This is a genomic window from Ensifer sp. SSB1 (assembly GCF_016652895.1).
GTDB lineage: Bacteria > Pseudomonadota > Alphaproteobacteria > Rhizobiales > Rhizobiaceae > Ensifer.
Genome location: NZ_JAEPRP010000335.1, coordinates 1 through 2,948, shown reverse-complemented (window position 1 = coordinate 2,948; position 2,948 = coordinate 1). Strand labels below are relative to the sequence as shown.

The window sequence follows — 2,948 nt, the reverse complement described above, 5'->3', positions numbered from 1 at the left end:
GCAAACCAGGTTTGCGGGGCTTCAAATCCACCAGTCCCGTCGGCAAGTGCCACCTGGACGCCATCGTTGAAACCGACGATGTCGGCAGCCCCGTCGCCGTTCACATCGGCAAGATAACGCGGCGCGTCCGCACTCCAGCCGGTATTGGGAGCAAAATACGGAAAGGTGCTCGACACTTTGACGAAGGTCGATGTGGACGCATCTGCGAGCGCCATTTCAACCCCGTCATCGGAAAACCCGACAATGTCGGCAAGGCCATCGCCGTTAATATCGGTTAGGTAGCGCGGCTCGTCGCCGGACCAGTTGTATTCCGGAGAAAAGGCGTTGAGCCAGGTTGTCGGGGCAGCGAAGCCTGCCGGCTTGGCGAGCGCGACCTGCACTCCATTCTTGAACCCGACGATATCGACCAAGCCGTCGCCGTTGACGTCTGCGAGCGTCACCGGGTTAGCGGTCTGGTCCCAACCGTTTGCGGGCGTAAAGGCTCCCTGCAGCCAGGTCTGACTGCCCGCGAAGGCGTTGGCGCCGGTTTGATACATGAAACGGGAAGGTGAGAGACCTTTGGCGCTGGCATCCTCGCTGTCGAAGAGCTGTATGCTTGTCAGGCGCGAGGCGCCAGTCGAGGGCGAAGTTTCGTAACCGAGCCGGTAATTGCCGACGAGGTCATCGGCGAGATAGCTGCTGACGGCGCTCAGGCGAAGTGTCGTTTCCGCCAACGCGCCGCCCGTATAATTTCCGATCGGATCTGGCCGGTCCTCGTAGGTCAAACGCACGAAACGATTGGCCGGCGTCGCTGGTTGCGTGCTGACGTTGCCGCCGTAGGCGATTTCGATCGGGTAGGCCTGAGTGCCCGCTTGACCTATGCCGGTCGGATCGGTGCTGTAGGTAAAGGTGACCTGATTGCCGTTCCGGTCAGTTTGCGACGACAGCAGCCATTCGCGAACAGTCTCCTGGCCCGAGGTGACGAGAACGCGGCTATCGTCAGTGCCGCCGAAGACGAGTGTCTCGCCGTTCGGTTGCTGCACAACGAAGGATTGGGGGCCGGTACCGCTCGTCCCCTTTGCCGTAACCTGGTCCCAATTGTCTATCTCTGTGCGATATACGCTCCGATCGCTGCCGTAGGCTCCCGTCATCACCAGAAGACGTTTGCCATTGAAAGCGAAGCGGTCTTCACTGGTATAGGTGATGTCGCCATCAATGCCGTCGATCGCGATGACCTTGCGCACGCGGCTTATCTTCGAAAAACCGCTCAGGTTCCATCCAATTCCCAGCAGACCATTCTGGCTCGTGCTGTTGTAGCCGAATGAAAGCGCCGGCTGATAACCCTGAACGCCGGGAGGGATCTGAACTTTGATCGTGTAGATCGCGCTACCGGACGATGTGACACTGAACCGACCCTTGTCGGATCCTGCCTCGTCGTCGGCTGCCGCGAGTGCCGCGCGCACGGTTCCATTCGGCGGGCCGGCGAGAACAAGTGCAAGTGCCAGGGTCATTCTGCAGAACGTCGCGAGGCGGGTCATGACTTCCCCCTATGGAAAGAACGGGTGTTAGGTTGCAGGATTTCGTTGATGTGAATGCGGGCCTTCGGCCGGCTCCGGCCGGCAAGTCCGCTTGCTCCAGGTCGTCCCGGTGTGCCAGGAGCAGCCGTGGCGGTCGCCGTCATGCCATTCCCGGGCATGCCGCCGCGTCCCCCAGCGCCGCCTTGCCCGGGAAAGCCGCCCTGGCTATCGACGGCCTTGATCGCGATTAGATGGGCCCGGTTCGGCGGGCACGAAATGAAAACGTTCGATGAAATGCCGCCGTTTCCGCCGTTCCCACCTCGTCCGCCATTTCCGCCGTTTCCTCCGGCGCCGGCATTGCCGAACTGACTGTCATGAAAGCTCGCGCCGCCGCGGCCCGCATTCCCGCCCTGGCCGCCGTCCCCACCCTTGCCGCCTGCGCCGCCGCGGCCACCTTGCCCGGCCTGACAAAAGATGGTGAGGGGACGGCTGGAAGCGGCAAACGAGCGAATTGAGATTTCAGCCGTTTTGCACATGCCTCCGGTGCGTCCGCGCCGCCCGGTCTGCCCGTCCAGTCCGTTCGCGCCGCCGTTGCCGTCGCGGTCGATGATTGCAACGGTATTTGCGGCCGCAGGACCGAAGACCGAGGCACGGAACTGCAGCGATTTTCCGTCGCGCCCCGGCTGGCCATCGCTGCCGGCCGATCCGGAAGGTCCATCGAGTGGTCCGGAGAGGCGGCTGTCGACGGGATGAGGCGTTGGGAGGATACCGATATGGTGGTTGTCCTGCCCGATCTCTCTCGCCCCGCTTTCACGGACGTCGAGGTGCTGAACCACCATGGAAAAGACGTTGCCTCTGACGATCACCCGCGCGCCGGGGCCGATCGTCAAAGTGCCAACGTTGAAGAGCGTGTAGAGTTCTTCGCGGGTGCCGACTTCCCAATCCTCAGCGGTCGCACTGACATCGAGCACGGCGGCTGCCGCAAGTTCGATGTTCCTTGCAGACACGACCTTCAGCCGGGCGGGGAAGTGCTCACCCATCCGTTCGACGTCGCGCTCTTCAAGCGGTTCTCCGGCAAATATGTAGGCTTCGCCGCGATCGTGCACGCCCTGCCAAAGCCGCGCCCGGCCGCCGAAATGGTCGAAGCTTTGCAGGCGTTTCGCGCGTGCCGTTTCAGCCGCATGCGACATCCACCAGCGCAAGCTGTGGATGTCGCCAACGCGCAGATAGGCTGTTGCAAGATGTCCGGCTTCCAGTTCCGACATATCGTGACCTGCCGCAGTCGCGATCCTCTCGAATTCCGCCAAGGGCGACTGTGCGGTGCCAATTTCCGCCAGGAAGCCGGGACCCATCGCCTTAGCCTACGTTCGAGACGGAGATCGTGCCGGGATTGCCGGGGTGGCGTCGCCTTAACCGAGTTGGTGATGCGGTAGTCTCTTCGGCTAGAAACTA

2 protein-coding genes are annotated in these 2,948 nt (G+C 62.2%); both read right to left on the bottom strand.

All coding sequences use genetic code 11. From position 1 onward, the window contains the following. Positions 1–1,517, bottom strand: a 1,517-nt coding sequence (locus tag I8N66_RS36960) for a SpvB/TcaC N-terminal domain-containing protein (RefSeq protein ID WP_291165473.1), incomplete at its 3' end; no start/stop codon positions are given. Next, positions 1,514–2,848: a hypothetical protein gene (locus I8N66_RS36955; protein ID WP_291165471.1), complete on the bottom strand. Its 1,335-nt coding sequence runs from the start codon at positions 2,846–2,848 to the stop codon at positions 1,514–1,516. The genes I8N66_RS36960 and I8N66_RS36955, both read right to left, overlap by 4 nt. Between the last annotated feature and the right edge of the window lie 100 nt (positions 2,849–2,948).